The sequence below is a fragment of the Vreelandella hamiltonii genome, assembly GCF_014651775.1.
Lineage (GTDB): Bacteria > Pseudomonadota > Gammaproteobacteria > Pseudomonadales > Halomonadaceae > Vreelandella > Vreelandella hamiltonii.
This window is the reverse complement of the sequence record NZ_BMXN01000004.1, coordinates 226959-249453: the sequence shown is the minus strand read 5'-3', so window position 1 is coordinate 249453 and position 22495 is coordinate 226959. Positions and strand designations below refer to the sequence as shown.

General features: G+C 60.4%; 22 protein-coding genes and 1 other RNA gene. 11 read left to right on the top strand and 12 right to left on the bottom strand.

Annotated features, from left to right (window positions below; translation table 11 throughout):
• Positions 1–153: 153 nt before the first annotated feature.
• From IE091_RS05760 to grpE, 7 genes are all read right to left on the bottom strand, one after another.
• Positions 154–891: a PmeII family type II restriction endonuclease gene (locus IE091_RS05760; RefSeq protein WP_144984285.1), complete on the bottom strand. Its 738-nt coding sequence runs from the start codon at positions 889–891 to the stop codon at positions 154–156.
• A 21-nt stretch (positions 892–912) separates the two neighbouring features.
• Positions 913–1719 (bottom strand): 4-hydroxy-tetrahydrodipicolinate reductase, encoded by an 807-nt coding sequence (gene dapB / locus IE091_RS05755; RefSeq protein ID WP_144984288.1) that lies wholly within the window; start codon positions 1717–1719, stop codon positions 913–915.
• Between the two features lie 113 nt (positions 1720–1832).
• Positions 1833–2114: a DUF2218 domain-containing protein gene (locus IE091_RS05750; protein WP_096921578.1), complete on the bottom strand. Its 282-nt coding sequence runs from the start codon at positions 2112–2114 to the stop codon at positions 1833–1835.
• A 121-nt stretch (positions 2115–2235) separates the two neighbouring features.
• Positions 2236–3138 (bottom strand): DMT family transporter, encoded by a 903-nt coding sequence (locus IE091_RS05745; protein ID WP_229800767.1) that lies wholly within the window; start codon positions 3136–3138, stop codon positions 2236–2238.
• Between the two features lie 209 nt (positions 3139–3347).
• The gene (dnaJ, locus tag IE091_RS05740; RefSeq protein ID WP_039181419.1) at positions 3348–4499 is read right to left on the bottom strand and encodes a molecular chaperone DnaJ; all 1152 of its coding nucleotides are present in this window, start codon (positions 4497–4499) and stop codon (positions 3348–3350) included.
• 109 nt (positions 4500–4608) lie between these two features.
• The gene (gene dnaK, locus IE091_RS05735) at positions 4609–6543 is read right to left on the bottom strand and encodes a molecular chaperone DnaK (protein ID WP_096921580.1); all 1935 of its coding nucleotides are present in this window, start codon (positions 6541–6543) and stop codon (positions 4609–4611) included.
• A 152-nt stretch (positions 6544–6695) separates the two neighbouring features.
• Complete coding sequence (gene grpE, locus IE091_RS05730; RefSeq protein ID WP_039181424.1) at positions 6696–7325, bottom strand: nucleotide exchange factor GrpE; 630 nt, start codon at positions 7323–7325, stop codon at positions 6696–6698.
• Positions 7326–7525: 200 nt separating this feature from the next.
• Here grpE and recN point away from each other — a divergent pair, with 200 nt between their 5' ends.
• Complete coding sequence (gene recN / locus IE091_RS05725) at positions 7526–9199, top strand: DNA repair protein RecN (protein WP_039181427.1); 1674 nt, start codon at positions 7526–7528, stop codon at positions 9197–9199.
• A gap of 149 nt (positions 9200–9348) precedes the next feature.
• Here the strand turns inward: recN and fur are convergent, their stop codons facing one another.
• Positions 9349–9801: a ferric iron uptake transcriptional regulator gene (gene fur, locus IE091_RS05720; RefSeq protein WP_016915905.1), complete on the bottom strand. Its 453-nt coding sequence runs from the start codon at positions 9799–9801 to the stop codon at positions 9349–9351.
• A gap of 72 nt (positions 9802–9873) precedes the next feature.
• Between fur and IE091_RS05715 the strand changes: the two genes are divergently transcribed.
• Positions 9874–10341 (top strand): outer membrane protein assembly factor BamE, encoded by a 468-nt coding sequence (locus tag IE091_RS05715; protein WP_039181432.1) that lies wholly within the window; start codon positions 9874–9876, stop codon positions 10339–10341.
• 3 nt (positions 10342–10344) lie between these two features.
• Here IE091_RS05715 and IE091_RS05710 read toward each other — a convergent pair whose 3' ends face one another.
• Positions 10345–10656 (bottom strand): RnfH family protein, encoded by a 312-nt coding sequence (locus IE091_RS05710; protein WP_016915903.1) that lies wholly within the window; start codon positions 10654–10656, stop codon positions 10345–10347.
• Positions 10646–11080, bottom strand: a complete 435-nt coding sequence (locus IE091_RS05705) for a type II toxin-antitoxin system RatA family toxin (RefSeq protein WP_039181434.1) — start codon at positions 11078–11080, stop codon at positions 10646–10648. The genes IE091_RS05710 and IE091_RS05705 overlap by 11 nt, the downstream gene beginning before the upstream one ends.
• Positions 11081–11206: 126 nt before the next feature.
• On the opposite strand from IE091_RS05705, the gene smpB reads away from it, so the two are divergent.
• Positions 11207–11698, top strand: a complete 492-nt coding sequence (gene smpB / locus IE091_RS05700; protein ID WP_039181437.1) for an SsrA-binding protein SmpB — start codon at positions 11207–11209, stop codon at positions 11696–11698.
• A 44-nt stretch (positions 11699–11742) separates the two neighbouring features.
• Positions 11743–12122, top strand: a transfer-messenger RNA (tmRNA) gene (ssrA, locus tag IE091_RS05695).
• Positions 12123–12199: 77 nt separating this feature from the next.
• On the opposite strand, the gene IE091_RS05690 is transcribed toward ssrA, so the two are convergent.
• Complete coding sequence (locus IE091_RS05690) at positions 12200–13144, bottom strand: sodium-dependent bicarbonate transport family permease (protein WP_016915898.1); 945 nt, start codon at positions 13142–13144, stop codon at positions 12200–12202.
• Between the two features lie 132 nt (positions 13145–13276).
• Here IE091_RS05690 and IE091_RS05685 point away from each other — a divergent pair, with 132 nt between their 5' ends.
• Positions 13277–14245, top strand: coding sequence for a LysR family transcriptional regulator (locus tag IE091_RS05685; RefSeq protein ID WP_189463010.1), 969 nt, complete (start codon positions 13277–13279; stop codon positions 14243–14245).
• Between the two features lie 97 nt (positions 14246–14342).
• Complete coding sequence (locus IE091_RS05680) at positions 14343–15296, top strand: calcium/sodium antiporter (protein WP_189463009.1); 954 nt, start codon at positions 14343–14345, stop codon at positions 15294–15296.
• Here IE091_RS05680 and IE091_RS05675 read toward each other — a convergent pair.
• Entirely contained in the window at positions 15293–16270 is a 978-nt protein-coding gene (locus tag IE091_RS05675) for a TAXI family TRAP transporter solute-binding subunit (RefSeq protein ID WP_189463008.1), read from the bottom strand. The genes IE091_RS05680 and IE091_RS05675 overlap by 4 nt on opposite strands.
• A gap of 279 nt (positions 16271–16549) precedes the next feature.
• Between IE091_RS05675 and IE091_RS05670 the strand changes: the two genes are divergently transcribed.
• From IE091_RS05670 to IE091_RS05650, 5 genes are read left to right on the top strand one after another with little or no spacing between them, the layout of a single operon-like run.
• Entirely contained in the window at positions 16550–17317 is a 768-nt protein-coding gene (locus IE091_RS05670) for an HAD family hydrolase (protein ID WP_189463007.1), read from the top strand.
• Positions 17318–17336: 19 nt separating this feature from the next.
• Positions 17337–18935: an ABC transporter substrate-binding protein gene (locus tag IE091_RS05665; protein WP_189463006.1), complete on the top strand. Its 1599-nt coding sequence runs from the start codon at positions 17337–17339 to the stop codon at positions 18933–18935.
• A 14-nt stretch (positions 18936–18949) separates the two neighbouring features.
• A complete protein-coding gene (locus IE091_RS05660; protein WP_016915892.1) occupies positions 18950–19909 on the top strand; it encodes an ABC transporter permease in 960 nt (319 codons plus the stop codon).
• Between the two features lie 45 nt (positions 19910–19954).
• Positions 19955–20794: an ABC transporter permease gene (locus tag IE091_RS05655; protein ID WP_189463005.1), complete on the top strand. Its 840-nt coding sequence runs from the start codon at positions 19955–19957 to the stop codon at positions 20792–20794.
• Positions 20787–22400, top strand: coding sequence for an ABC transporter ATP-binding protein (locus IE091_RS05650; RefSeq protein WP_189463004.1), 1614 nt, complete (start codon positions 20787–20789; stop codon positions 22398–22400). Before IE091_RS05655 ends, IE091_RS05650 begins: the two co-directional genes overlap by 8 nt.
• The last annotated feature ends 95 nt before the right edge of the window (positions 22401–22495 follow it).

The following is a 22495-nucleotide window of genomic DNA, read 5'->3' as shown; positions in this document are numbered from 1 at the left end:
TATGTTGGGCATGGCACTGTCTGGGTGAATGGCGATAATGGCTATATTGCCATGCAGGTCAGTGGGTTAGAAGTGCTTCCGGGGGCCGGTCTCACGGATTCAGGAATGAAGAAAAAAAGTGGGGGGGGGGGGGAGCCCCCCCATAAAAATGAATCACCCCGCCAAAGAGGAATTTAATTTTATTAGCCGCGCCCAGTCAATATCACCACTTTCCAAACAAAAATCAGCAATAAATTCTTGCGTGAACTTATTTACCATTCGACTATAAGCTTCTTGAAATTCATCATTTCGCTCGCGCGCTTTATGACCAAGAGGCTCTATCAGCTCAACATATAAATCAGCATCACCGGAGATAAACTCCCAAAATCGCTGGCCACAATACTTAACATAATCACCCTTATCAGGATTATTATCTCTCCCATAACAACAGCCGTTAACAGCAATGATATTAAGACCAGACTGGCTAGTTCTCAATGTTCGTTGCGCGGTTCTAAAATTTGACTTCATCTGACCTATTTGTGAACTATTCGCCCAGTTAGGCCCTGACTTTATTGCAACAATGTAACGCCGACCATCATGATCAAACTCAAGATCCACACCAGGTATACCTGATTTCCAGCCACCGTATGTCTGTCCATTAATAAATATAGCCAACCCTTCCAGCCAATCACCAAACAGGGTTTCTTCATTTGATGAAATATGCGCCTCCAAAATCCCCCTCACAATTTGCTCAGCTGTTTGAGCATTTTTTGCTCTAAAAAGATAAGGGTTCTTCCTTTTTAACACACCTTTAAGCTTGAGACGCGCAAGACGATCAATCCTCTTTTTATGAAATGACCCAATATTTTCCGAAACATAATCTGCAACGTCATCAAGACTCAAAGATTTCATAATTCACTCTCATGTAAGCTACTAATTAAGACTCAACACATCCTGCATATCATAACAGTCGTTATTTTTATCAGAGACCCAGCGTGCCGCCCGCACGGCCCCTTTGGCGAAGGTCATGCGGCTGGACGCCTTGTGGGTAATTTCGATGCGCTCGCCTTCGGTGGCGAACATCACCGTGTGCTCACCGACGATATCGCCTGCCCGCACGGTAGCAAAACCGATCTCTTTATCGGTACGCGGGCCGCACTGCCCCACGCGCTCGAAAACGCCGTGCTCCTTCAAGGTGCGCCCCAGGCTCTCCGCCACCACTTCGCCCATCTTGATGGCCGTTCCGGACGGCGCATCGACCTTATGGCGGTGGTGAGACTCGATCACTTCGATGTCGTAGCCTTCGTCGCCCAACGCCTTGGCCGCCGTTTCCAGCAGTTTCAGGGTCAGGTTCACGCCGACGCTCATGTTGGGTGCAAATACCATCGCTACGCGGTCGCGGTAGCTGTCCAGCTCGGCCAGCTCGTCATCGTTCATGCCGGTCGTACCGATCACGATGCGCTTGCCGTGCTCGGCACAAAACGCCAGGTTCGCCAGCGTCACCTTGGGCGCCGTGAAGTCGATCAGCACGTCGAAGTCGTCCACGATGGCCGCCAACGAGTCCACCGCCACCACTCCCCGCTTGCCTACGCCTGCCAGCTCGCCGATATCCGCCCCCGCCAGCGAACTGCCCGGCTCGACGATTCCCCCGGCCAGCTGGGCACCGGCATCCTGTTCTATGGCGTTGACTAAGGTGCGGCCCATACGGCCAGCTACGCCCACAATGGCAATTCGGGTCATGGGAACTCCTGTGCGTGTGCCGTTCGGCATCAGCGAGAAACAAAAAAGGTGGCCGCGATTATAGCAGACCACCTGACGGGATGCGGTGCTGACGGAAGCACGGCGGATGGCGCTCAGTTCTCCCAGACGATCTCCAGCGGCTCATCTTTCGCCATGCGCACCAGATGGCTTTCCACCACGCCTTCCAGCTGGTCCAGATGCTCTTCTTCGAGGGTTTCGATGGAGACGACCAGGCGCTCGGGCTCCGCGTGCATCAGGCAGGTGCCGCTGGCAAACACGATTTTGGCATGCTGCTCGCCCTGCTCCACCTCCAGCTTGTGGGCCCAGTGCTTGCACAACCGGTTGATCAATCTTGCCCCAGACGGGGTGGCAATCTCGGCGCGAGATAACGGCATACGCCCTACTCCTGTTCGATGACGGCTCAGCTCCCAAGCCTAAAGCCCGCCCTGCCAACCGCCAAGTGACCAATGAGAATTTACTGCAACGATACGTTCGCTTTCCTGCAAGCGCTGCCGCCTAACGCTGCCAACGCTTCGCCCCTCGGCGCCCCTCCAGTGTGGCCAGGCCCACGCCGCCCAGCAAAAAGGGCAAGGCCATCAGGAAGCCGCTGGACACGGGCAGCCCGAACAGCCACGCATCGGCCAGCACCGGCCAGGCCAGCGCGATGTATTCGAACGGGGCCAGCCGCGACACTTCGGCGTAACGCAACGCCAGCGTCATGGCGATATGCGCCGCGCCGCCGAACAAACCGGAAAGCACCAGCAGCCCGAACTGCCGTGTATCCAGCGCCGCCCACCCCAGCGGCAGGGTCAGCAGCCCGGCCAGCGCCGAGACCACGATAAAATAGAACGCGATGGACGCCGCCGTTTCCGTGCGGGAAATACGCCGTACCGTGAGCAGAGCCCCCGCCGTCAGCAGCGCGCTCAGCGCCCCCAGCCCATACCCCAACAGCGAGCCCTGCCCACTACTCCCCAGCACCTGGGGCATTACCAGCACGCCCACCCCGCAAAGCGCCAGACCAAACGCCCCAGCACGATAGAACGAAAAGCGCTCCCCCAGCAGCAGCACTCCCCCCAACGCCATGAAGACCGGCGTCAATTGCGCCAGCAGTGTGGTTTCCGCCACCGGCAGCAGCGCCACCGTGGCAAACGAAGCAAACATGGCCGCCGCCCCCAGCCCTGAGCGCAGCGCGTGCCCCAACGGCCGCCGCGTCGCCAGCCCGTGCGGAAACTCTTGGCGCAGCACCAGAAACACCACGATGGGCAGCAACGCAAACAGCGAGCGAAAAAACACCGACTGCCCCACGGGCACCGCATCACTGACGGCCTTGATACACACCAGCATGCCGGTGAACAGCACCCCCGACAGCACCCGCAACACGATCCCCAAACCAGGGCGATCCATGGCCTCCGTGGTCATCCGGCTACATTCCTTTTTCGTTAGGCTGGCGGCAAATATCTTCGTTTGAGCCATTCTGACCCAACCCACCATTAGCTGCCTAATAAAAACACCGCGTGCTCAGGGCATGCAAAAGAGCCAGAGCGAACGCTTCCGAAACCAGAGGCAGATACAAAGACGCCCCGGCACGTTACCGTGCCGGGGCGTCCTTGGTCGTCAGGCCGTAACCTTTACGGCTTCATCTCTTCGAAGAACTTCTTCACGCTATCGAAGAAGCCGGTCTTCTTCGGCGAGTGGCTGTGGCTGTTGCTGCCATCGAAGCTCTCTTGCAGCTGGCGAAGCAGGTCTTTCTGCTCGTCGTTGAGGTTGACGGGCGTTTCCAGCACTACCTTGCACAGCAGGTCGCCGGGGGCGCCGCCACGAACGGGCTTCACGCCTTTGCCGCGCAGGCGGAAGAGCTTGCCGGTCTGGGTTTCCGGCGGGATCTTCAGCTTCACGCGCCCATCCAGCGTCGGCACTTCTAGCTCGCCTCCCAGCGCGGCGTCCACGAAATTGATCGGCACGTCGCACTGAAGGTGTTTGCCGTCGCGGCGGAAGATATGGTGAGGCTTGATGGACACCTGTACGTACAGGTCGCCCGCTGGGCCGCCATTCACGCCGCTTTCGCCTTCGCCATTGAGGCGAATGCGATCACCGGTATCGACACCCGGCGGAATTTTCACCGAGAGAGTACGGGTTTCGCGTACACGCCCTTCGCCATTACATTTGTGGCACGGCACTTTGATGTGCTGGCCGCTACCATGGCATGTGGGGCAGGTCTGCTGAACCGCAAAGAAGCCCTGCTGCATGCGTACCTGGCCATGGCCGTGACACGTGGGGCAGGTTTCCTTGGAGGAGCCTGGCTCGGCACCGCCACCGTCACAGCGGTCACATTCGATATGGCGCGGAACGCGAATATCCACCGTGGTACCGGCCACGGCGCTTTCGAGGTCCAGCTCCAGGTTGTAGCGCAGGTCGGACCCTCGCGCGGGCGCATTGGGGCCCCGCCGACGGCCACCGCCACCCCCGAAGATGTCGCCGAACACATCGCCAAAAATATCGCCAAAATCACCGGCTCCGCCGCCGAAGCCGCCGCCACCAAAGCCACCGCCCTGGCCATCCACACCGGCATGACCAAACTGGTCATAGGCGGCGCGCTTTTCGCCGTCGCTCAAGACTTCGTAGGCTTCAGACACCTCACGGAATTTTTCCGCTGCGGTGTTATCGTCCGGGTTTCGATCAGGGTGGAATTTTTGCGCCAGACGGCGATAGGCCTTTTTGATCTCTTTCTGATCGGCCCCTTTTTCGACACCCAGGACTTCGTAATAATCGCGCTTGGACATGGGTCCTACGCCTCCTGGTTAGCTACGCACTATTGGCGTCTCGGCCGCGGAAACAGCAACGCGGGAGTTGCCTCCCGCGTCACCGCTTTCCTTGGCAGAAAGAGGTGGGTTACTGCTTCTTCTGCTCGTCGTTGACTTCTTCGTACTCGGCGTCAACCACGTCGTCGTCCTGCTTGGCGTTGGTGCTTTCCGCGCCTTCTGCGCCTGCCTGCTGGGCAGCGTCTGCCTGCTCGGCGTACATCTTCTGCGCCAGTTGGCCGGAGGCTTCGGTCAGCGCATCCAGTTTCTTCTGGATGTTGTCCTGGTCATCGGTCTTGACCGCTTCTTCCAGTTCGGCGATGGCCGTCTCGATGGCTTGTTTCTCGTCATCGGTGGCCTTGTCGCCCGCTTCCTGCACGGTCTTGCGAGTGGCGTGAATCATGCCGTCCGCCTGGTTGCGCAGTTGCACCAGCGCTTCGAACTTCTTGTCTTCGTCGGCGTGGGCTTCGGCGTCGCGAACCATCTGCTCGATCTCTTCGTCCGTCAGGCCGCTGGACGCCTTGATCACGATGGACTGCTCTTTGCCCGTCGCCTTGTCCTTGGCCGATACGTTCAGGATACCGTTGGCATCCAGATCGAAGGCCACTTCGATTTGCGGTACGCCACGCGGTGCCGGCGGAATGTCGGAGAGGTCGAAACGACCCAGCGACTTGTTCTGCGACACTTGTTTGCGCTCGCCCTGCACGACGTGAATGGTCACCGCCGTCTGGTTGTCATCCGCCGTCGAGAAGGTTTGAGTCTTCTTGGTGGGGATGGTGGTGTTCTTGTCGATCAGCGGCGTCATGACGCCACCCATGGTTTCGATACCCAGGGTCAGCGGCGTCACGTCCAGCAGCAGAACGTCTTTCACGTCGCCGCCCAGTACGCCACCCTGAATCGCGGCACCTACGGCGACGGCTTCATCGGGGTTGACGTCTTTACGGGCTTCTTTACCGAAGAAGTCTGCCGCTTTCTTCTGAACCATCGGCATGCGGGTCTGGCCGCCGACCAGGATCACTTCGTCGATTTCAGACGCGGACAGGCCAGCATCTTTCAGAGCCGTTTTGCATGGCTCGAGAGAGCGCTGCACCAGGTCTTCTACCAGCGACTCCAGCTTGGCACGGGTCACCTTGACGTTCAGGTGTTTCGGGCCTGTGTTGTCTGCCGTGATGTACGGCAGGTTGACGTCGGTCTGCTGAGCGCTGGAAAGCTCGATCTTGGCTTTCTCGGCGGCTTCCTTCAGACGCTGCATGGCCAGGTTGTCGCCCGACAGGTTGATGCCGCTGTCGGTTTTGAACTGGTCGACCAGATAGTTGATCAGCGCCAGGTCGAAATCTTCACCGCCCAGGAAGGTGTCACCGTTGGTGGCCAGTACTTCGAACTGGGTTTCACCGTCGACATCGGCGACTTCGATGATGGAGATATCGAAGGTACCGCCGCCCAGGTCGTAGACCGCGATGGTCTTGTCACCACGAGACTTGTCCATGCCGTAGGCAAGCGCTGCGGCAGTCGGCTCGTTGATGATGCGCTTGACGTCCAGACCGGCAATACGGCCCGCATCTTTGGTGGCCTGACGCTGGCTGTCGTTGAAGTAGGCCGGAACGGTGATGACCGCTTCGGTCACCGGCTCGCCGAGGTAGTCTTCGGCGGTCTTCTTCATCTTCTTCAGCACTTCGGCGCTGACCTGCGGGGGAGCCATCTTCTTGCCTTTGACTTCTACCCACGCGTCACCGTTGTCGGCTTCGGCAATCTTGTACGGCACCATCTTGATGTCTTTTTGAACGACGTCGTCCTTGAAACGACGACCGATCAGACGCTTGATGGCGTAAAGGGTGTTTTCCGGGTTGGTCACGGCCTGACGCTTGGCCGCCTGACCTACCAGCGTTTCGCCGTCATCGGTGTAGGCAATGATGGAAGGCGTGGTACGACCGCCTTCGGCGTTTTCAATGACTTTAGCGCTGTCACCATCGAGCACGGCCACACAAGAGTTAGTGGTGCCCAGGTCGATACCAATAATGCGTCCCATAGCAAAAACCTCGAATTCGGTTGAAACAAAAAACTAGTGGTTTACGCCGTCAAAACTGTTTAAGGCGTTTGCGAGCATTCTCGCGAGTTGCCCTTTATTTGGGGGCCGCCTGGCGCATTTCAAGGGCTTTTTTTCTGCAATGCGTCATCCCATCAACCGGCTTTCTGGCTGACCACCACCATCGCGGGACGCACCAGACGGCCATTCAGGGAGTAACCCTTCTGCATGACGTCCATTACCGTGTTGGGCTCCAGCTCGGGATTGGGCACCATGGCCATGGCTTCATGCATCTGCGGGTCGAAGGGTTCGCCCTGGGGCTCGATGCTTTCGACGCCAAACTTGGCCAGCACGCCCAGCTGCATCTTCAGAGTCATGGAGACGCCTTCACGATGCACGTCGGAAGCGTCTTCCTGCATGCTTTCCAGGGCTTTCTCCAGGCTGTCCACGACGGGCAGCAGTTCCTTGACGAACTTCTCCAGCGCAAACTTGCGCGCCTTTTCGGCCTCTTGCTCGGCGCGACGGCGCACGTTCTGTGCTTCAGCGGCGGCGCGCAGGGCCTGGTCCTTGGCCTGGGCCAGGCTCTGCTCCAGCTCTTCTACCTGGGCGGCCAGCACATCGGCTTCAGGGTTGCCTACGCTGCCATCGAGCACTGCTTCGTCTTCGATCAGCCCTTCCAGCTCGCCTTCTACCAGGCGTTCTTCTGCCGTTGGCTCCGTGACTTCGGCTTCCTGCTCCTGACGCGCCAGCTCTTCATCCAACGGGGTTTGCGGTTCTTTAGCCATGCCTTGCTCCTGAAATACGTAGCGGTGCCGTTGGCGGCCACCTGAGTTGATTCGCGGGATTTAGACCACGGATAAAAGCTATATGGGGGCCATCAAAGCCATCTCAAGAGGGGCATTGAAGTGAGTTATCGACTACTGTATAAAACAACAATTATTGGATAAGCATCCAGCATTCGGGATGCACCGCCTCAGGAGGCCTCATGCTGACACAGCTAGCGATCCAGGATTACGCGATTGTTGACCGCCTTGAACTCGACCTCAGCCGTGGCATGACCGCTATCACGGGGGAAACCGGGGCGGGTAAATCCATCTTGCTGGGCGCGCTGGGGCTCTGCCTGGGCGAGCGTGCCGACGCAGGCAGCGTGCGCCACGGCTGCGAGCGCACCGACCTTTCCGCCCGCTTCGACATTCAACACCTGCCTGCCGCCATCGAGTGGCTGCAGGCCCGGGAACTGCCTACCGACGAGTGCCTGTTACGCCGCGTCGTTACCGCCAGCGGGCGCTCCAAAGCATGGATCAACGGCCACCCGGCCACCATTGCCGACCTGAAATCGCTGGGCGAACAGCTGATTCAAATCCATGGCCAGCACGCCCACCAGGCGCTCATGCGCGAAGAAACCCACTTGGCGCTGCTGGATGACTACGCCGGGCTTCGCGAGCGCAGCCAGCAGCTGGCCGAGACTTACCGTGAATGGCGCAATGCCCGTCGTCGGTTGAAAAAGCTCAGTGAAGAGGGCAGCGAGGTAGAGGCCAAGCGCCAGCTGTTGCGCTATCAGGTGGAAGAGCTCGACCAGCTGGGCCTCGCCGAAGGCGAACTGCAAACCCTGGAAGAAGAGCAGCACACGCTGGCCCACGCGGAAGAGACCCTGCGAGAAACCCAGTTTGCCGCCGACTGCTGTGAAAGCGATGAGGGCGGTGCGCTGTCGTTGCTGAATCAGGCCTACGCACACTTGAGCGCCCTGCCCGGCAGCGACAAGGGTACGCTGGCCAACACCCTGGCCATGCTCAGCGATGCGCGCATTCAGGTAGAAGAAGCCGCCAGCGAGCTTCAGCGTCTGGCCAGCACCACCGAACTGGACCCCGAGCGCCTGGCCTGGGTCGAGGAGCGCATGGGCGACGTGCACCGCATTGCGCGCAAGCACCATGTCGCCCCGGAGGAAATCTGCGCTCTGCATGCTCAGCTACGCCAGGAAGTGGCCCAGCTGGAAGCCAGCGATGATGACCTGGAGGCCCTGAGCAGCCAGGTGGCCGACTACCGCGAGCGCTACCGCAGCGATGCCAAGCTGCTCAGTGACGCTCGCCAAAAGGCAGCGGTGCGGCTAGGCAAGGAAGTCCAGCAGCAGCTGGCCTTTCTGGCCATGGGCAAGGCGCGTTTCGATGTCGACGTTACACCTCGCGACACACCCACCCCAGAAGGGCTGGATCACGTACAGTTCCTGATCAGTGCCAACCCTGGCCAGCCTGCGCGCCCGCTGGCGAAAGTGGCATCCGGCGGTGAACTGTCGCGTATCAGTTTGGCCATTCAGGTCGTGGCGGCCTCGCACTCCACCATTCCCAGCCTGGTCTTCGATGAAGTGGACGTGGGTATTTCCGGTGCGACGGCCGAAATCGTCGGCCAGCTGCTGCGCAAGCTGGGCGAAAACGGCCAGGTGATGACCGTGACCCACCTGCCGCAGGTGGCCGCCCAGGCGCATCAGCATCTGCATATCGAAAAACGCGCCAAACGCGATACCACCTTGACCCACATGGCACTACTGGACGAGCGAGGCCGCATCAGCGAGCTGGCCCGCATGCTGGGCGGGGTTACGCTTTCCGACCAGACCCTGGCCCATGCCCGCGAGATGCTGCACGCCAGCCAGCGCCCTCCTCACTAAGCTCAACCAAACTCAACCAAACCCACGCCAAGCCTTTGCCCTTCGCCGGGCGAAGGCAGCGCTCGGCCATCACGCGACCTACAAAAACGCCCCTGAGGCGCCAGATGAACTGCTCTGGCACCCCAAGGGCGTTTTCATGTGGCAGCGGACTACTTGCGGTTCGTGGGGCCACTGTCCTGGCGCGTGACGTCCGACCCACGGGGGCGTACGTACAGCACCAGAGCGTGGTCCACTAGCTCGTAGCCGTGCTCTTCGGCGATCTCTTGCTGGCGACGCTCGATGATGTCATCGACGAACTCGATGATTTCACCGCTTTCCAGACACACCATGTGGTCATGGTGGTCTTCTTGGGTCATCTCGAAGACCGCATGGCCACCGTCGAAATTGTGACGAATCACAAGGCCTGCCGACTCGAACTGAGTCAGCACGCGGTAGACGGTCGCCAGACCAACATCCTCGCCCGCATCAATCAGTGTTTTATACACTTCTTCTGCGCTAAGGTGGTGTTGGCCCGAAGCATTTTCGAGAATCTGCAGGATCTTGACGCGCGGCAGGGTCACTTTCAGCCCGGCTTTGCGTAGTTCATGGTTCTGATCGGCCATGGTTGCTCTTCGCAGTAACAGGTTAGGTCGGGTATCATCGACCGAAACCACGATAGTGAAGAACAGGCTCAAATGCAAAAATTGACTCGTATCATTACTCTTTCCGTTGCCCTGACCGTCGTTAGCGGCTGCAGTTACGTCGGCGTGTACAAGCGCGACATCCCCCAGGGCAACCTGGTCACCCAGGAGATGGTCAGCCAGCTCCAGCCGGGCATGACCCAGGAACAGGTTACCTACGTGATGGGCAGGCCGCTGCTGGAAGCGCCCTTCGACGCCCGCCAGTGGGACTACGTGTACCGCCTGGACAAGGCATACGGGGGTGTCGAACAGCGCCGCGTCACGCTCACGTTCGATAATTCAGGCCGCCTGGTGAACGTCGAGCAGCAAGGTGATCTGTCCGGCGACCTGCCGATCAGCTCCGACCGTGGCATGGGCCCTGCCGTAGAGGGCACCGAGCCCATGGACAGAACGCTGCCGACCCAACAGGCTCCCACCCCTGAGACCGCGCCAGAACCTCAGCCGGTGCCCATCAGCCAATAGCGGTCACTGGCCGCTGGCCTGACGTTTGGCCCGCTCCAGGCGGGCCGCTTTGGGGTCGATCTGCAGCGGCCGGTAGACTTCTACCCGGTCGCCTTCGCGCAGCGGCTCCTTATCGGGGTGGCGCAACGCCTTGCCGAAGATGCCCAGCGGCGCCTGCTCGAAGGTCTCGGCGGGCAGTTCCTGAAACAGGCTGGGCAGGTCGGCCATGGCAACGGCTGCTCTGGCAGTGGTGCCGCTGGGTACCTTCAGCGCGACGATACGCTGCTTGTGAGGCAGCGCGAAGGCTACCTCGACAGCAATGTCATCAACGGCCATACAGTTCGTTGGCGCGCTTGGTGAAGGCATCGACCAGTTGCCCGGCAATCTGCTGGAATAACTTGCCAAACGCCATGCTCAGCAACCGATTGGCGAAAACGAACTCCATTTCCAGACTGACCTTGCAAGCATCATCCCCCATGGGGATGAACAGCCAGCGGCCTTTGAGCTGCTTGAAGGGCCCTTTGACCAGCGAAAGCTCGATCCGCTCTGGTGCGTGCAGGTCGTTGCGCGTAGTGATGGTTTGCTCGACCCCCGCACGACCCAGAGTCATTTCTCCGACCAGGTGCTGATCGTCCTTTTCCAGCAGACGCGCGCGGCGGCATCCCGGCAGGAACTCGGGATAGCGTTCGAAGTCATTGACCAGATCGAACATTTGCTGGGGGGTATGGCGCACCAAAGCGGTACGATTGACGGTTGGCATTGACCTCTCCGCTGACTTCACAGTGCCCAAAGCGTATCATGGGAAACATAGTTACAGACCTTGAATGGTATCACGCCTCCCCGCATAACGAAGGGGGTGCGAACGACAGATCAACGATGAGGTTCCATGGCCACTAAGAAAGGTAACAGCAAGGGCCCCGGCAGCAGCGTGATAGCCCAGAACAAGAAGGCGCGGTTTGAGTACCATATCGACGAAACCTTCGAAGCGGGCCTGGCACTGGCAGGCTGGGAAGTCAAAAGCATGCGCGCCGGAAAAGCGCAGCTCACCGACACCTATATTTTGATTCGCAACGGCGAAGCATACCTGCTGGGCAGCCATATCACGCCACTGAACACGGCCAGCACCCATGAAATAGCCGACCCCACCCGCACCCGGAAACTGCTGTTGCACCGCAAGGAGATCGCCAAGATCTTTTCGGTCACGCAGGACAAGGGCCACACCTGTGTACCGCTCAAGCTGTACTGGAAGCGCAACAAGGTGAAGTGCGAGCTGGCGCTGGTGACGGGCAAGAAGATCCATGACAAGCGCGCCACCGAGAAGGACCGCGACTGGAATCGCCAGAAAGGCCGAATTATGCGGGAACATAACAAGGCATAACTGGTCAATTGGGCACGAGCACGTTAGAATGCGGCTCTGAACAAGGGGGCGACATGGTTTCGACGCCGGTGACAAACCCTGCGGTGCATGCCGAGAGCGTGATGTATCTCGTAAATACCACATCACGAAAAATAGTCGCAAACGACGAAAACTACGCTCAAGGCGCGCTGGCAGCTTAAACCCTGCTAGCTTCTTGTCTGGCCCCAAAGTGATGTGCCTATTCATCGCAGCGGGGATATGAGCTAAAGCTGATAGGACCGCGGTTGGTGGTGTCTTCTCGCCAACCGTCAAACTTTAGAAGGCTCGCGTAGCTGAATCCTGATCGTCGGAGTCAGACACGTTAAAGCAAATGACGAAATCTAAGCATGTAGAGCCAATGGGCGCGTGCTGGCGGACGCGGGTTCAATTCCCGCCGCCTCCACCAGACACCCCTTCGAATCAAGCACCCTCGGGTGCTTTTTTCGTTTCTGGGCGCGGTGAAAGCGCCCAGAAACCATGGCGTTACGACACCAGCAGCCACTCGATCAGCCGGTGGTAGACCGGGATGCCCAGCATCACGTTGAGCGGGAACGTGATGCCCAGCGAGGCCAGCATGGCGAGGCCGATGTTGGCTTCAGGGATGGCGGCCCGCATGGCGGCCGGGGCCGCGATGTACGAGGCGCTGGCGGCCAGGGCCGCGAGAATCACCACCGAACCAATCGGCAGGCCAACCAGCGCTCCCACGGCAATCCCCATCAGCGACAACACCATGGGCGTGACCAGCGCAAAGGTCACCAACCGCCAGTGATGCCAGGGCATTGGCCGCAGCGTTTGGGCAGCAGTCAGACCCATCTCGAGCAGGAACAGGGCCAACACGCCCTTGAAGGCACCGGTAAACAGATTGGTGACCTCTTCGCCCTGGAAGGGGCCGTAAAGCGCACCGATGACGACACCGCCCGCCAGCAGGATGACTCCACGGTTAGTGAGCGTTTCATGCCACAGTTTGCTGGTACTTTCCTTGACGGCTGCGCCCTGGTAGCGCCGGTACAGGGCAATGGCGATCATGATGGCGGGTAGCTCCATGGCCACCAGATAGAGGGTGACCTCGCTGCCCACGGCCAACTGGCGCGCCTCCACGTACGCCAGTGCCACGGCGAAGGTACCTGCGCTCACCGAACCGTAGTGGGCGGCAATGCTGGCACTGTCCGCCGGAGATAGGCGTACCAACCGCCTGAGTACGGGCATCAACATCAAGGGAATGACCGCAGACAGCAGCGCTACGCCCATCAGTTCGGGCACCAGCCCCCAGTGCAGGTTGCCATGCAGCGCCATGCCCCCCTTGAGGCCAATGGTCAGCATCAGCAACAGGCTCAGCGTATCGTAGGTGGCCTTGGGAACCTGAAGGTCGGACTTGACCGCGCCAGCCAACAGTCCAAGTAGAAAAAACATGACCACTATATCGGGCATCGCCGCTGCTCCATCGGATGAAAGTGGCCGCATTTTGCGATGTACACGGCAAGACAACTAATCATATATTGAATGCTCGGCATAGATGATTATCTATATCCTGAATTTGACCTTCGTATAAAGGCTGCCTTCGTGAATATCCGCCATTTAACCTTTCGTCTGTTGCAAGTGTATGTCGCCGTGGTGCGCCATGGCTCGATCAGCGAGGCCGCCCGGCAGCTGCACCTGACACAACCCACCGTGTCGCAGCAGTTGAAGCGGCTGAGCGAGGCCATTGGCAGCCCGCTGCTGGAACACCACGCTCAAGGGCTGACCATGACCGCCACGGGCCAGGCGCTTTATCAGGCCAGCCGTGACGTATTGGGGCGCTTCGATGATTTCGCGGATCAGCTCAGCGATTTGCAATATGGCAGCAAGGGGCGCTTCAGCATTGCCTTGGTGAACACGGCGCAATACGTGCTGCCGCGCCTGCTGGGCCCGTTCAGCCACGCGTTCCCCGATGTGGACGTCACCGTCAATATCGGCAATCGGCGGCAGGTCCTGGCTCGCTTCGAGCGGCGCGAAGACGACTTGTATATCTTCAGCCACCCCCCGGCCCTGGCCCACGCCGTGGCGGCCCGCTTCATGCGCAACCCGCTGGTGGCCATTGCTGCCGCCCATCATCCGCTGGCCAGCCAGCCAAACGTGACCATGGAGCAACTGCTCGGCGAGCGCCTGCTGCTCCGCGAGCCTGGCTCGGCATCGCGCATGCTGCTGGAAAGCTGGCTACAGGAGCATGGCCTGACCATGCGCAAGACCCTGCAAATGGCCAGTAACGAAGCCATTCGCGTGGGCGTGGCCGCCGACATGGGGGTAGCGGTATTGTCGGAGCACGTGCTGCCCAACGAGCACTCTGAACTGGCCGTACTTTCCATCGCTGGCTTGCCCATCGAAAGCCATTGGCAGTTCATCGTGCGCAACGACCAGCGCTTGCCCCCCACTGCTCAGCGCTTTCTACACTACGTGCATGAGCATTTAGGCCAATGGATCGAGCCACGCTTCGTCTGCAACGAATTAGAACTTTTGCTGGAGGCTTACCCCACCTTTCCTGTGAAGGATTGAGGCGCTCGGCCAGGACTTTGCAGCGCGCCTCAACCCCGCTATGTTGACAACATGAGGCCCGATACCAGGTCAGGCCATTGAACAAGGAAGCGACACCATGCTGTATGGGCTGAGCCTGCTGGCAGGGATTGGATTACTGTTTCTGGGCGGTGAAGCGCTCATCCGTGGAGCCGTCGCCAGCGCACAGCGCATGGGCGTCTCTCCGTTATTGACCGGGCTGGTAGTGGTGGGGTTTGGTACCTCCGCGCCCGAGCTGGTGGTGTCGGTGGACGCAGCGCTTCGTCAACAGCCGGATATTGCCGTGGGCAATATCGTGGGCAGCAACATCGGCAACATCTTGCTGATTCTGGGCTTGTGTGCTGCCATCTGCCCCATGACCGTACAACCATTGGCACTGCGCCGGGATGGCGTGGTCGTCGTGGCGGCCAGCGTGCTGTTCATCGTGCTCTCATGGGGGGGAGCCTTGGGGGTATGGCAGGCCTTGCTGCTGCTGACCTCACTGGCCGCTTACCTGGTGTGGGCCTATCGTACCGAGCGCAGCGTGCCGCAACCTGCCGGTGAAATGCACAGCGCTGAAGCCGAAGAAGTGTCGGCGGTCCCCACGTCTACCGGCATGATCATCACGGCGCTGGTCGTCGGGCTAGGCATGCTGATTGGTGGCTCGCAGCTGCTGCTATACGGCGCCATCGGGCTGGCGCAGGCCGTGGGCATTTCGCAGGCGGTGATTGGCTTGACCATTGTCGCGGTGGGCACCTCACTACCGGAAATGGCGGTATCGGTCATTGCAGCCCTGCGCCGCCATGCCGACGTTGCCGTTGGCAACATCCTGGGCAGCAATATCTTTAACGTGCTGGGCATACTGGGCATTTCCGCCCTGCTGCAACCCCTGCCCATCGCCGCGCGCGTCGGTCAGTTCGACCAGTGGGTCATGCTGGGTTCGGCAAGCCTGCTGCTGTTCCTGTATACCGGCATGCGCCTTTCACGCGGGGAAGGGGCGGCGCTGCTGGCGGGATATGGCGCTTATATTGCCCTGAGCTTCACGGTCTTCTAACGCAACGCTTCCGGTAGTTCGACGTCGGCTTCGTCATAGTAGCGCAGCGCACCGGGGTGCAGGTCCACCGGCAGATGGGCCAGCAGTTCAGCGGTCACGCTGCCCCACCAGGGTGATGTCTCCGTCAACGCGGCCTGCTGCTCCCAGAATGTCTTGGTCAACCGGTAGGCCACGTCTTCGTCCATGTGCACCGTGGCAAGCGCGAAGACTGGCGACGACGTGGTCACTACCCGCTTGTCGATGCCTGGGTAAGTACCGCCGGGAATGATCTGGCGTACGGCCCCTGTGCGCTCGACCTGTTCATCGGTCAAACTGATCAGCGTGATGGGCACCAGCGAGGCCGTATCCATCACGTTGGGAGTAGGAAACGAACTGGCCGTGACGTAGGCATCGATACGTCCATCCCGCAGGGCCTCGGACGCATTGGTGATCGAAGCATCGGCCAGGCGCACCTTGCCCGCCAGGCCAAACAGTTCGAAGTAGCGCGCTGCTTCGCCCGAGCTGAAGGTGCCGCGCCCCAACAGCACGTGTTTGCCCTCCAGGGCTTCGATGGGTGCCGTGCCTCGGTCACCGGCCATCACGAAGTGCATGGTCAACGGGGGCACCGGAAACAGGCCCCGGATGGCCGCAAAGTGTTCCGGGTCGCGGCCTGCAAAGGGGCCTTGCCCTTCCAGCGCCTCTGCTATCAGGGCAGGCGGTGCGGTAAACACATACAGCCCTTGGCGGTGCATGACCTCCATGATGTTTTGCACCGACCCCTGGCTCTCTTCGGAGCTCAGTAGCAGCGCACCAGCGCTGCCTGCTTGTATGGCCTGCGCCAGCTCTCCGCCCATCTGATGGTAAGCGGTACCCGCGAGGGCAGATTTGTAGGTGACTCGAACAGGGGGCTCGGCCAACGCAGTGGAAGATAACAGCGCGACAGCCGCGAACGCCAGGCCAGCCAGACGAGAGAGAGGGCAAAGATGAGCGCGCATGAAAGTTCCTTGGCAGGTCTGGGGTGCCTTGTCAGGCCTCGTTTTTATAGGCGCATTGTAGACGTGACTGGCCACCCCCTGCGAGCGCCCTTCAACTTGACATCAACGGTAGGAATGCTCAGGATAAATTTTTATTCTCAATTGAACGTTCAAAAAAAATCCCAGGTAATGGTTTGGATGATTTTCACGGTGCCTGACACGGATAGTGTCATGAAACCCGTGTAACCTATGTGCCATTGCCACCTTCATGAGATGGCTACACAACAGCCCTGACACTCTATGCCCCAACTCACCTTGCAAGGCACCGCCTACGACATCGATGCCATTTTGTTCGACAAGGATGGCACGCTGCTCAATTTCGGCGACCTCTGGATTGGCTGGTTCGACCAACTGGTCACGACCCTTAACCAAGGCCTTCCCGAGGCACAAGCACTATCGCACCGAGCGCTCTACCCCAAGGTAGGCATCGATCCTGAGCAGCGCCTGTGGGACCCCACCGGCCCGTTGACCATTGGCTCATTGGACGAGATTGCCACCATCGTCTCGCTTAGCCTGTTCGAGTCGGGAATCGCCTGGAACGACGCTACCCAGCTTTCCCACGATGCCATCGCCCGCCTGGCCGACACGCTGGACTGGCCCAGCTGCGTGACTCCCGTGAAGGGCCTGGTGAACTTCGTGCAGCAGGCCCGGCAGGCAGGCATTTCTCTGGCCGTGGTCACCTCCGATGACGCCCACAACGCGCATTTGCATTTAAAGCTGCTCTCGCTGGCCGATGCGTTCTCTGTCGTGTTGGGGCATGATCAAGTGTCGCGCGGCAAGCCCTACCCGGAGATGGCGCTACTCGCCTGCGAACAGCTGGGCACGGCACCGCAACGTACGCTGATCATCGGCGACTCCAATGGCGACATGGCCATGGGTCAAGCCGCCGGTCTGTTGGCCGGTATCGGTATCTGCGCCGCTCCTCACTTGGACGGCTCCCACCTTACCCACGCGGATCACGTGATTCGTGACTATGACGAGTTGACTATCGCACGGCCTCATCATTAATCCATCAAGGGAACACACCATGCATCCAACACTCGAGTCTCTCACCCAGCAAGCAAAACGCGGCCAGCTGTCGCGCCGCGACTTCATGCGTCGCGCCATGGCTCTGGGCATTGCCGCGCCCTTTGCTGGCTCGCTGCTCTCCAGCCAGGTATTGGCCAGCACGGGCACTCCTCAACGCGGCGGTATTCTGCGCGCCGGCATGCAAGGAGGGGAGTCGACCGACAGCCTTGACCCGGCCAGCTGGACCAGCCAGGTACAGCACTCCTTCGGGCAGTCCTGGGGGGAAGCCTTGACCAATGTTTCACCAGAAGGCGAGCTGGTACCCCGCCTTGCGGAAAGCATTGACTCTTCTTCGGATGCCAAGACCTGGGTCTTCAAGCTGCGCCGCGGCGTGCTGTTCCACGATGGCCAGGAGATGACCGCCGACGACGTCGTGGCCACGCTGGAGCGCCATTCGGACGAGAGTTCGCAGTCGGGTGCGCTGGGCATCATGCGCGGCATCGAGTCGATTCGCGCCACGGACACCCACGAAGTCACCATCGTCACGCTGGAACCCAATGCCGACCTGCCGTTTTTGCTTTCCGATTACCACCTGATGATTCAGCCGGGCGGTGGCAAGCAGGACCCAGCCGCAGGCATCGGCACCGGCCCCTACAAAGTGGTGGAGTTCCAGCCCGGCGTGCGCCAGATCGCCGAGCGTTTCAATGGTTACTGGAACCCGGACGAGTACGGCTTCGCCGACCAGATCGAGATCACCATCATCAACGACCCGACAGCACGCATCTCGGCGCTGCAGAGCGGTCAGGTGCACATGATCAACCGGGTCGAGCCGCGGGTGGTGGACATGGTGCAGCGCCTGCCCAACATCGTGATCAACAACACTTCCGGGCGTGCTCAGTATGTCTTCCCCATGCACTGCGATACGGCACCGTTCGATAACAACGACCTGCGACTGGCCCTGAAGTACGCCATCAACCGCGAAGACATGGTCGAGCGTATCCTGCGCGGGTATGGCAGCGTGGGTAACGATTTCCCCATCAACGCCGCTTACCCGCTGTTTCCCGACAGCATTCCCCAACGGGAATTCGACCCCGAGCGGGCCAGCTATCACTACAAGAAATCCGGCCACGACAGCCCCATCGTGCTGCGCACCTCCGACGTGGCCTTTCCCGGTGCCGTGGATGCCGCACAGCTGTTTCAGCAGAGCTGCGCCCAGGCGGGTATCAACATGGAAGTCCGCCGCGAGCCCAGCGACGGCTACTGGTCGGAAGTGTGGAACAAGCAGCCCTTCTGCGCCTCCTACTGGAGCGGTCGCCCCACCCAGGACCAGATGTACTCCACGGCGTACATTTCCAGCGCCGACTGGAACGACACCCGCTTTTTCCGCGAGGATTTCGATGCCCTGGCCCGCGAAGCACGCGGCGAGCTGGATACAGACCGCCGCAGCGAGCTGTACCACGACATGGCCATGATCGTCCGCGATGAAGGCGGATTGATCCTGCCCATGTTCAATGACTACATCGAGGCCACCCTGGACAACGTGGGGGGCTGGTCAGCCAACCCGATGGGCGAAATGATGGCAGGCTTTGCGCTTTCGAAGTGCTGGTTGACGTCATAACCCGGAAGGCTGCCATGAACTCTTTTGTCCTTAAACTGATTGCCCAGCGCTTGGCGCTGGGCCTCTTGCTCCTGCTGGCCGTGTCGGTGCTGATTTTCGCGGGCACCGAGATGCTGCCCGGCGACGTGGCCCAGTCGATTCTGGGGCAAAGCGCCACGCCCCAGGCCGTCGACAACCTGCGCAGGGAACTGGGCCTCGACCAGCCGGCTTGGTCACGCTACATCGACTGGCTGGGCGGCATTCTGCAAGGCGATCTAGGCACTGCCCTGTCCAACCGTCAGGATATCGCCCAGTCTCTTTGGGGCCGCGCAGGCAACACGCTGTTTCTAGCCTTCTGGACAGCGATCGTTGCAGTGCCGCTGGCCATCCTGCTGGGGCTGGTCGCCGTGCGCTACCAGAGCCGCTGGCCGGACCGGGTGATTTCCGGCTCCACGCTGACCGCTATTTCCCTGCCGGAATTCTTTATCGGCTACCTGCTGATCTATCTGTTCGCCGTCCAGCTCAACTGGTTTCCCAGCGTCTCCACGGTGCATGGCGGCATGAGCCTGGGTGAACGTCTGCACGCCATCGCACTGCCTGCGGCCACGTTAACGCTGGTGATTCTAGCCCACATGATGCGCATGACTCGGGCCGCCATTCTCAACGTCATGCAGTCCCCCTATATCGAAACCGCCGAGCTCAAGGGGCTGGGCTCGTTCCGCATCATTGCCCGCCACGCGTTTCCCAATGCCATCGCGCCGGTGGTCAATGTGGTGATGCTGAACCTCGCCTTCCTGATCGTCGGCGTGGTGGTGGTCGAGGTGATTTTTGTCTACCCAGGCATGGGGCAGTACTTGATCGACCACGTCTCGAAGCGCGATGTCCCGGTGGTCCAGGCGGTGGGGCTGATCTTTGCGGCGGTGTACATCGGGCTCAATATGCTGGCCGACATCATTGCCATCTTGACCAACCCACGCCTGCGTCATCCCAAATGACCGGCTGCTTGCCAGGCCACAGTGACCAGACAGGAACGTAACACCATGTCGAAACCCTTAACGCTGCTGAAGCGTATGCCCGTGACCGCGCTGGTCGGGCTGCTGCTGACCTTCAGCTTCTTGATCATGGCGATCTTCGCCCCTTGGCTGGCGCCCTACAGCATGTCCGAGAGCGTCGGCGACATGTGGATGGGCCCGTCTGCCGAGTTTTTGCTGGGCACCGACAACCTGGGCCGCGACTTACTCTCGCGGCTGATCTACGGTGCCCGTACGACCATTACCATTGCCGCCCTGGCCACGGCGCTGGCCTTTTCGATTGGCTCGGTGCTGGGCATTCTGGCGGCCGTCTATGGCGGCTGGATAGACCAGCTGATTTCCCGAGGGGTCGATATCGTGATGTCGATTCCCACACTGATCTTTGCGCTGGTGATCCTATCGGTCATGCCCAGCACCCTTCTCATGTTGATTCTGATCATGGGGGTGCTGGACTCCACGCGCGTGTTTCGTATCTCCCGCGCCGTGGCGGTCAATATCAACGTGATGGATTACGTGGAAGCCGCACGGCTACGCGGTGAAGGCAAACGCTGGATCATCTTTCGCGAAATTCTGCCCAATGCGCTGACGCCACTGGTGGCCGAGCTGGGCCTGCGGTTCATTTTTGCCGTGCTGTTCTTGTCGTCGCTGTCGTTTCTGGGCCTGGGGGTACAGCCTCCGGAAGCCGACTGGGGCAGTATGGTGCGCGAAAACCGACAGGGCATCGTGTTCGGCGTTCCCGCCGCCCTGATTCCCGCCGCCGCCATTGCCGTGCTGGCGATTTCGGTCAATCTGGTGGCCGACTGGATCCTGCGCCACACCACTGATCTGAAAGGAGGCCGCAGTGGCTGATACGCTGTTAACGATTCGCAACCTGACCATCGATGCCACGGCCTACCCTCCCGGCGAGCCGCCCCAGGAGATCAACATCGTCAAAGGGGTCGACCTGACGCTGGAGCGCGGCAAGGTGCTGGGGCTGATCGGCGAATCCGGGGCAGGCAAGTCCACCATCGGACTCTCGCCGGCTGGCTATGGCCGGGGCGGCATACGCCTGGGCGGCGAAGTCTGGGTCAACGGCCGCAACATTCTCGACGGCTCGCCCAAGGCGCTGCGCCAGCTGCGCGGCAAAGAGGTGTGCTACGTGGCCCAGTCGGCCGCCGCCGCGTTCAACCCTGCCCATACGCTGATGGAACAGGTCATCGAGACCACCCTGCTCCACGGCCTGGCCAGCCGTAAGGAAGCCGAAGCGCGCGCCGTGGAGCTGTTCCGCCAGCTGGGCCTTCCTGACCCGGAACACTTTGGCAGCCGCTACCCGCATCAGGTCTCCGGCGGCCAGCTGCAGCGGGCCATGACGGCCATGGCGCTGTGCCCCGAGCCCGACCTGATCATTTTCGATGAGCCGACCACTGCACTGGATGTGACGACCCAGATCGACGTTCTGGCCGCCATCAAGCATGCCATCAGCAAGACGGGAGTGGGCGCGCTGTATATCACCCACGACCTGGCCGTGGTGGCCCAAGTGGCGGACGACATCATGGTGCTGCGTCACGGCGCCATGGTGGAGTACGGCCCGACGCGACAGATCATCGAGGCCCCTCAAGAGCCCTACACCCAAGCGCTGGTCTCGGTGCGCTCTATCGATCATGCGGCCAAGACGCCGGAAGACACGCCGGTTCTGGCCATCGAGCAGGTCAGCGCCGCCTACAGCAACAGTGCAGGCAACGTGCTTCACGAGGTCAGCATGGCGGTCAGCCCTGGCCAGACGCTGGCCATCGTCGGGGAGTCCGGGTCGGGCAAATCGACCCTGGCTCGGGTGATCACCGGCCTGCTGCCGCCCAACCAGGGGCAGGTCAGCTTCCAGTCCCGGGCCCTGCCCAACACCCTGGGCGAGCGCGGCAAGGAGACGCTGCGTGAACTGCAGATGATCTACCAGATGGCCGATGTGGCCATGAACCCACGCCACACGGTGGAAACCATCATCGGCCGCCCGCTGACGTTCTATTTCGGCCTGAAAGGCAAGGCGCGACGCCAACGGGTCATCGAACTGCTCGATGAGATCGAACTGGGAGAAAGCTTCATCGACCGCTACCCCGCCGAGCTGTCCGGGGGGCAGAAACAGCGGGTCTGTATTGCCCGCGCCCTGGCGGCCAAGCCCAAGCTGATCATCTGCGACGAAGTGACCAGTGCGCTCGACCCGCTGGTGGCCGACGGCATTCTGAAGCTGCTGCTGCGTCTGCAGGAAAGAGAGAACGTGGCGTATCTGTTCATCACCCACGACCTGGCCACCGTAAAAGCCATCGCCGACAGTATCGCGGTGATGCACCAGGGCAAGGTCGTCCGCTATGGACAGCGTGATGAGGTACTTGCCCCGCCCTTCGACGACTACACCCAGACGCTGCTGGCGTCGGTGCCGCAAATGAAGCTGGGGTGGCTGGAAGAGGCCATGGCGACCCGCTAGCGAGCGTTTTCCCGCTCATTGGCGACTAAAGCAGTGGGCGGGACCCAACAGCCGTTACTCATGACACTGTTATGAGTACTTTACTATTAGCGAAA

Excerpts from the sequence above, each read along its gene's own strand:
- dapB (WP_144984288.1), bottom strand. The coding sequence starts at position 1,719 with ATGACCCGAATTGCCATTGTGGGCGTAGCTGGCCGTATGGGCCGCACC.
- dnaJ (WP_039181419.1), bottom strand. The coding sequence starts at position 4,499 with ATGTCCAAGCGCGATTATTACGAAGTCCTGGGTGTCGAAAAAGGGGCC.
- IE091_RS05670 (WP_189463007.1), top strand. The coding sequence starts at position 16,550 with ATGCCCCAACTCACCTTGCAAGGCACCGCCTACGACATCGATGCCATT.
- IE091_RS05745 (WP_229800767.1), bottom strand. The coding sequence starts at position 3,138 with ATGACCACGGAGGCCATGGATCGCCCTGGTTTGGGGATCGTGTTGCGG.
- IE091_RS05665 (WP_189463006.1), top strand. The coding sequence starts at position 17,337 with ATGCATCCAACACTCGAGTCTCTCACCCAGCAAGCAAAACGCGGCCAG.
- fur (WP_016915905.1), bottom strand. The coding sequence starts at position 9,801 with ATGGCCGATCAGAACCATGAACTACGCAAAGCCGGGCTGAAAGTGACC.
- IE091_RS05655 (WP_189463005.1), top strand. The coding sequence starts at position 19,955 with ATGTCGAAACCCTTAACGCTGCTGAAGCGTATGCCCGTGACCGCGCTG.
- IE091_RS05750 (WP_096921578.1), bottom strand. The coding sequence starts at position 2,114 with ATGCCGTTATCTCGCGCCGAGATTGCCACCCCGTCTGGGGCAAGATTG.
- grpE (WP_039181424.1), bottom strand. The coding sequence starts at position 7,325 with ATGGCTAAAGAACCGCAAACCCCGTTGGATGAAGAGCTGGCGCGTCAG.
- IE091_RS05660 (WP_016915892.1), top strand. The coding sequence starts at position 18,950 with ATGAACTCTTTTGTCCTTAAACTGATTGCCCAGCGCTTGGCGCTGGGC.
- IE091_RS05705 (WP_039181434.1), bottom strand. The coding sequence starts at position 11,080 with ATGCCAACCGTCAATCGTACCGCTTTGGTGCGCCATACCCCCCAGCAA.
- IE091_RS05710 (WP_016915903.1), bottom strand. The coding sequence starts at position 10,656 with ATGGCCGTTGATGACATTGCTGTCGAGGTAGCCTTCGCGCTGCCTCAC.
- IE091_RS05680 (WP_189463009.1), top strand. The coding sequence starts at position 14,343 with ATGCTGTATGGGCTGAGCCTGCTGGCAGGGATTGGATTACTGTTTCTG.
- smpB (WP_039181437.1), top strand. The coding sequence starts at position 11,207 with ATGGCCACTAAGAAAGGTAACAGCAAGGGCCCCGGCAGCAGCGTGATA.
- dnaK (WP_096921580.1), bottom strand. The coding sequence starts at position 6,543 with ATGGGACGCATTATTGGTATCGACCTGGGCACCACTAACTCTTGTGTG.
- recN (WP_039181427.1), top strand. The coding sequence starts at position 7,526 with ATGCTGACACAGCTAGCGATCCAGGATTACGCGATTGTTGACCGCCTT.
- IE091_RS05675 (WP_189463008.1), bottom strand. The coding sequence starts at position 16,270 with ATGCGCGCTCATCTTTGCCCTCTCTCTCGTCTGGCTGGCCTGGCGTTC.
- IE091_RS05690 (WP_016915898.1), bottom strand. The coding sequence starts at position 13,144 with ATGCCCGATATAGTGGTCATGTTTTTTCTACTTGGACTGTTGGCTGGC.
- IE091_RS05715 (WP_039181432.1), top strand. The coding sequence starts at position 9,874 with ATGCAAAAATTGACTCGTATCATTACTCTTTCCGTTGCCCTGACCGTC.
- IE091_RS05760 (WP_144984285.1), bottom strand. The coding sequence starts at position 891 with ATGAAATCTTTGAGTCTTGATGACGTTGCAGATTATGTTTCGGAAAAT.